We start from the raw sequence: 5,598 nt of genomic DNA, 5'->3' as shown, positions 1-5,598 counted from the left end.
GGTTTATCGACACGTCGTCATACTTGCGGGGGAATCAATCCGTGAGGAGGGGTTCACCCGGAGTGCGATGGGCAACTCTGGACCCGCGACGTCGTACAGCTAGACCGCCCCGCAGTCGGCCAACTGCAGGCGGACCAAAGGCACTTACGGCGCAACTCGGCACGGGGCGCGCGGTCGTGTGTGTGGCGCGGTCGTGTGGGGGCGGTCGTGTGGGTCGTCTGCGGCGCGGTCGTGTGCGGGGGCGGACGGGTTGACAGCGCACGCGTTTCTGACGGACAGTCAGAAAATGCGACTCGCCCCGACCGATCGCCACCGCGCGCTCCGTGCCGAGTTGCGCGCCTACTTCCGCGCTCTGCGACCGCCGGACGGCAGCGAACCCCCGCAGCGTGCCCTGCTGCGCCGGATCGGGGCCGACGGGCTGCTCGGCCTCGGCTGGCCCGTCGAGTACGGCGGCCGGGGGCGGGGCCCGGACGAGCAGTTCGTCTTCTTCGACGAGGCCTACCGCGCGGGGGCGCCCGTCTCGATGGTCACCCTCAACACCGTCGGCCCGACGCTGATGAAGTACGGCACCGAGGAGCAGAAGGCGTTCTTCCTGCCCCGCATCCTCAGCGGCGAGATCGTCTTCGCCATCGGCTACACGGAGCCGGAGGCAGGCACGGATCTCGCCTCGCTGCGCACCCGTGCGGTGCGCGTGGCCGACGGCGGCTGGCGCGTCGACGGGGCGAAGACGTTCACCAGCAACGCCCAGCAGGCCGACTGGATCTGGCTGGCCTGCCGCACGGACCCCGAGGCGCCCAAGCACAAGGGCGTCTCGATCCTCCTCGTGCCGACCGACGCACCCGGGTTCTCGTGGACGCCCATCGAGACGGTCGGCGGGCTGACCACCACGGCGACCTACTACGACGGCGTCCGGCTCCCTCCCGGCGCCCTCGTCGGCGAGGAGAACGGCGGCTGGGGCCTGATCACCAACCAGCTCAACCACGAACGGGTGGCGCTCGCCGCGCTCGGCATGCAGGCCGAGGACCACTACCACGCCGTGCTCGCCCACGTACGCGAGACCGGTCTGATCGGCGAACCCTGGGTGCGGGCGCGGCTCGCGGAGGCGCACGCCCGCCTCGCGGCCACCCGGCTGCTCAACTGGCGGCTCGTCCAGGACGTCGGCGCGGGCACGCTCGCCCCCGGCGACGCCAGCGGGGTCAAGGTCGCGGGCACGGAGAGCACCGTCGCGGTCTACGCGCTGTGCCAGGAGGTGCTGGGCGAGGCCGGGACGGTGCGCGCCGGATCGCCGGGCGCGTTCGGTGACGGCGAGGTCGAACGGATGAACAGAGCCGCGCAGATCAACACCTTCGGCGGCGGGGTGAGCGAGGTCCAGCGGGAGATCGTCGCGACGATGCGGCTCGGGATGGTCAGGAGGCGGCGATGAGCGGCACAGGCGGGCCCACGGCCGGGGCCCCGGAGGGGACCGCGACCGGGACGATGCCGGGGGACACATCCGGTGCAGGGCCCGGCTCCGCAGCGGGGGCGGGGCCCGCCTCCGCGGGGGGCCCGGACGAGCTGTACGCGCTGCTGCGCGGCTACGAGGGGCGTCCTGCCGGTGCCTCGGCGCGAGGCCGCGACCCGGTGAACGAACCGATGATCCGGCACTGGTGCGAGGCGCTGGGCCACCCGGTGCCGCCCGACGGTTCGGCACCGGCGACGATGCTCCAGGTCTGGACGATGGCCGGGCTCGAAGGGCGGGCGGGCCGCAGGGGGGCGTACGACGAACTGCTGGGTCTGCTGGACGGCGCCGGCTACACCTCTGTGGTCGCGACCGACTGCGAACAGGAGTACGGGCAGCCGCTGCGCCCCGGGGACGAGGTCACGTTCGACGCGCTGATCGAGTCGGTCTCCCCGCGCAAGACGACCAAGCTGGGCACCGGCTACTTCCTCACGACGCGCATGGACGTGCGCGTCGGCGAGACGACGGTGGGAACCCACCGGTTCCGCATTCTCAAGTACCGCCCGGCGGCGCGTACCCCTTCGGACAAACCGGCGGGACCCCGCTCGGCGGTTGAGCGGGACGCGCCCCGCCGACCGCGCCCCGTCGTCAACCGGGACAACGCGGGCTTCTGGGAAGGTGTGGCCGCGCACAAACTGCTCTTCCAGCGCTGCGACGCCTGCGCGGCACCGCGCTTCCCCTGGCTGCCGGGCTGCAACGGCTGCGGCTCGCCGGAGTGGTCGGCGGTCGAGTCGGCCGGGCACGGGACGGTGTACTCGTACGTCGTCATGCACCACCCGCCCTTCCCCGCGTTCGACCCGCCGTACGCGGTGGCGCTCGTGGAACTGGTCGAAGGGTTCCGGATCGTCAGCAACCTCGTCGGCGTCGACTGCGACGCGGTGCGCATCGGGATGCCGGTCGAGCTGGAGTTCCTGCGGGTGGACGACGCGCTGGAACTGCCCGTCTTCCGGGCGGCGCCGGAACGGGCGGCGGCCTGATGGACTTCACCCCCACCGAGGAGCAGACCGCGGCACGCGATCTGGCGGCCGGCATCATCGGCGACCTGGCCACGCACGAGCGCCTCACCGCGCTCGGCACAGGCACCGACCCCGAGCTGTGGAAGACGCTGAGCGGCGCGGGTCTGATCGCGGCGGTCGAGGAGATCGGACTGGTCGGCCTGGCGCTCCTCCTGGAGGAGCAGGGCAGGCGCACGGCACAGATCCCGCTGGCGGCCACCTGCGCGTTCGGACTGCTGCCCGTCGCGGCGTACGGCACGGACGAACAGCGCGCCCGCCTGCTGCCCGGTCTGCGGGACGGCACGGCGGTGGCGACCGGAGCACTTCCCTCCTTCCCGCGGGCCCCGTTCGAGCGGCCCTCGTTCCCGCGGGCCCCCTTCGAGCGGACCTCGTTCCCGCAGGCCTCGTGCGAGCCGGCCCCGTTCGCGCGGGCGGGGCGGAGTGCGGAAGGGGCCTGGGGGCCGAGGGTGGACGAGAAGGGGCGGCTGTCGGGGACGGTGCCGGTCGTCCCCTGGCTGCGGACGGCCACCCACGTGCTGGTGCCCGCGAGGGAGACCTCCGTCGGTCCGCCGCGGCTCTTCCTCGTTCCGACGGACCAGCGCGCGGTCGCCGTCGCGGCGGTCGAGACGACGGCACCCTGGGCGGCAGGCCGACTTGAGCTGTCCGGCGCTCGGGGGGAGCCGCTGGAGGGCGGCCGGGGCGTGCCGGACGGTGAGGTGTACGAAGGGACGCTCGGGCGCGCCCGTACGGCGTTCGCGGCGCTCCAGGCGGGCGTGTGCGCCGGGTCGCTGGCGCACGCGGTGGCCCACACGTCCCGGCGCGAACAGTTCGGCCGCCCCCTGTCGACCAACCAGGCGGTGCAGCTGCGCGCCGCCGACGCGCACCTGGACACCGAGGCCATCCGCGTCACCTGTCTCGAGGCGGCCTGGCGGTACGACACCGGCCTGCCCGCGCACACGCATGCGCTGACCGCCGCGTGGTGGGCCGCCGAGGCGGGCCGCAGGGTCGTCCACACCGGGCAGCACCTGCACGGCGGTGTCGGCGCGGACGTCACCCACCCCGTGCACCGGCACTTCCTGTGGGGCCGTCAACTGGACGCTTTTCTCGGCTCTCCGGGGGCGCTGCTGGCCGACCTGGGGGAGGCACTGGCGGTCCCCGAGAGGGATGCCGAATGGAGGGAGGAACTGTGATCCCGCACGAGGGCGAACCGCTGCCGCCACTGGAGATCCCGGTGACCCGCACACTCATCGTCTCCGGCGCGCTGGCCTCACGCGACTTCCAGGACGTCCATCACGACGCCGAGGCCGCCAGGGAGAAGGGCTCGGACGACATCTTCATGAACATCCTGACCACGAACGGCCTGGTGGGCCGCTATGTCACCGGCTGGGCCGGCCCGCACGCCGTCCTGCGCAAGGTCGCCATCCGGCTGGGCGTCCCCGCCTATCCGGGCGACACGCTCGCACTGTCCGGACGCGTCACCGCCGTCACCCCTCCGGCACCGGACGCCCCCGGCGCGGGGGTGGCCGGCGCCGAGTCGGCCACCACTCGGTCAGCCACCACCCGGTCGGCCACCGCCGAGTCGGCCACCGTCGAGGTCGCCGTACGGGGAGCGGGCCGTCTCGGCGACCACGTCACCGGCACGGTCGTCGTCACCCTCGCGGGAACCGACCCGAAGGGTGCCTCCTCATGAGCCTGCACGCGGCCGACGCGCTCGGCGGACGGGCGGCCGTCGTCGGCGTCGGGGCGACCCCGTTCACCAAGGACTCCGGACGCAGCGAACTCGCCCTCGCGGTGGAGGCCGTGCGCGCCGCGCTGGACGACGCGGGGCTGACACCGGGCGACGTCGACGGCATGGTCACCTTCACGATGGACACCAGCCCGGAGATCACCGTCGCACAGGCGGCCGGTGTCGGAGAGCTGTCGTTCTTCTCGCGGGTGCACTACGGCGGGGGTGCCGCCTGCGCCACGGTCCAGCAGGCGGCGCTCGCGGTCGCCTGCGGGCTGGCCGAGACGGTGGTGTGCTACCGCGCGTTCAACGAGCGCTCCGGACGGCGCTTCGGTGCCGGCGTGCAGCAGCGCGAACCGTCGGCCGAGGGGGCGGCGCTGGGCTGGTCGCTGCCCTTCGGACTGCTCACGCCGGCCTCCTGGGTCGCCATGGCGGCGCAGCGCTACCTGCACACCTACGGGCTCACCCCGGAGGCCTTCGGGCATGTCGCCGTGGTGGACCGCAAGTACGCCGCCACCAACCCCGCCGCCTACTTCCACGGCAAACCCCTCACCCTGGAGCAGCACGCCGCCTCGCGCTGGATCGTCGAGCCGCTGCGGCTGCTGGACTGCTGCCAGGAGACGGACGGCGGGCAGGCTCTGGTGATCACCTCACCGGAACGCGCGCGCGGGCTGCGGCACCGGCCGGCGCTGATCGCGGCGGCGGCCCAGGGGGCGGGACGCGGCCAGGAACAGATGACGAGTTTCTACCGTGACGAGCTGACCGGGCTCCCCGAGATGGGCGTCGTGGCGCGCCAGCTGTGGCGCACCAGTGGACTGGGCCCCGCCGAGATGGACGTGGCGGTGCTCTACGACCACTTCACCCCGTTCGTGCTCATGCAGTTGGAGGAGTTCGGCTTCTGCGGGCGCGGGGAGGGCGCCGCTTTCGTCGCCGAGGAGGCGCTGCCCCTCAACACGCACGGCGGGCAACTGGGCGAGGCGTATCTGCACGGCATGAACGGCATCGCCGAGGCCGTGCGGCAGCTCCGCGGGACCTCCGTCAACCAGGTCGACGGGTGTGAGCGCGTGCTGGTCACGGCGGGCACGGGCGTTCCCACCTCCGGGTTGGTACTGACCCGGTAGGTGGCGGTACCGGACCGGGCAGACGGCTGAATCCCGGCGGCCGGCGGGCGCGCCTGAAGGGCGCGACGGAGCGGGGCTCGTTCACTCGCCCCATGGCGACGACAAATCCGATGATGCGACGAGTGGCTCTCCTTTCGGCCGGGCTCGCCGCCGCGCTGACCAGCGGTGTGCTCCCGGCCGCCGGTGCGGAGCCCGTCCCGACCGATTCCGTCCCGGCCGATTCCGCCCCGGCCGATTCCGCCCTTTCCGCCTCCGCCC

At 73.4% G+C, this 5,598-nt stretch carries 5 protein-coding genes; all 5 read left to right on the top strand.

Features of this window, described 5'->3' with window-relative positions; translation table 11 throughout:
- The first annotated feature begins 286 nt into the window (after positions 1-286).
- From AB8Z75_RS31300 to AB8Z75_RS31280, 5 genes are read left to right on the top strand one after another with little or no spacing between them, the layout of a single operon-like run.
- Complete coding sequence (locus AB8Z75_RS31300; RefSeq protein WP_369207932.1) at positions 287-1,423, top strand: acyl-CoA dehydrogenase family protein; 1,137 nt, start codon at positions 287-289, stop codon at positions 1,421-1,423.
- The gene (locus tag AB8Z75_RS31295) at positions 1,420-2,475 is read left to right on the top strand and encodes a bifunctional MaoC family dehydratase N-terminal/OB-fold nucleic acid binding domain-containing protein (RefSeq protein WP_369207930.1); all 1,056 of its coding nucleotides are present in this window, start codon (positions 1,420-1,422) and stop codon (positions 2,473-2,475) included. Before AB8Z75_RS31300 ends, AB8Z75_RS31295 begins: the two co-directional genes overlap by 4 nt.
- A complete protein-coding gene (locus AB8Z75_RS31290) occupies positions 2,475-3,683 on the top strand; it encodes an acyl-CoA dehydrogenase family protein (RefSeq protein ID WP_369207928.1) in 1,209 nt (402 codons plus the stop codon). Before AB8Z75_RS31295 ends, AB8Z75_RS31290 begins: the two co-directional genes overlap by 1 nt.
- Positions 3,683-4,183 (top strand): MaoC family dehydratase, encoded by a 501-nt coding sequence (locus tag AB8Z75_RS31285; RefSeq protein WP_369207934.1) that lies wholly within the window; start codon positions 3,683-3,685, stop codon positions 4,181-4,183. Before AB8Z75_RS31290 ends, AB8Z75_RS31285 begins: the two co-directional genes overlap by 1 nt.
- Complete coding sequence (locus tag AB8Z75_RS31280) at positions 4,180-5,340, top strand: lipid-transfer protein (protein WP_369207926.1); 1,161 nt, start codon at positions 4,180-4,182, stop codon at positions 5,338-5,340. The genes AB8Z75_RS31285 and AB8Z75_RS31280 overlap by 4 nt, the downstream gene beginning before the upstream one ends.
- Positions 5,341-5,598: the final 258 nt, after the last annotated feature.

This window comes from Streptomyces sp. PU-14G, assembly GCF_041028275.1.
Lineage (GTDB): Bacteria > Actinomycetota > Actinomycetes > Streptomycetales > Streptomycetaceae > Streptomyces.
Note: the sequence above shows the minus strand (reverse complement) of the source record. Positions and strands in the feature narration are given on the sequence as shown.

What these genes read in the sequence shown, in the direction of transcription:
- AB8Z75_RS31300 (WP_369207932.1), top strand. Translation starts at nt 287, where the DNA reads ATGCGACTCGCCCCGACCGATCGCCACCGCGCGCTCCGTGCCGAGTTG.
- AB8Z75_RS31290 (WP_369207928.1), top strand. Translation starts at nt 2,475, where the DNA reads ATGGACTTCACCCCCACCGAGGAGCAGACCGCGGCACGCGATCTGGCG.
- AB8Z75_RS31280 (WP_369207926.1), top strand. Translation starts at nt 4,180, where the DNA reads ATGAGCCTGCACGCGGCCGACGCGCTCGGCGGACGGGCGGCCGTCGTC.
- AB8Z75_RS31295 (WP_369207930.1), top strand. Translation starts at nt 1,420, where the DNA reads ATGAGCGGCACAGGCGGGCCCACGGCCGGGGCCCCGGAGGGGACCGCG.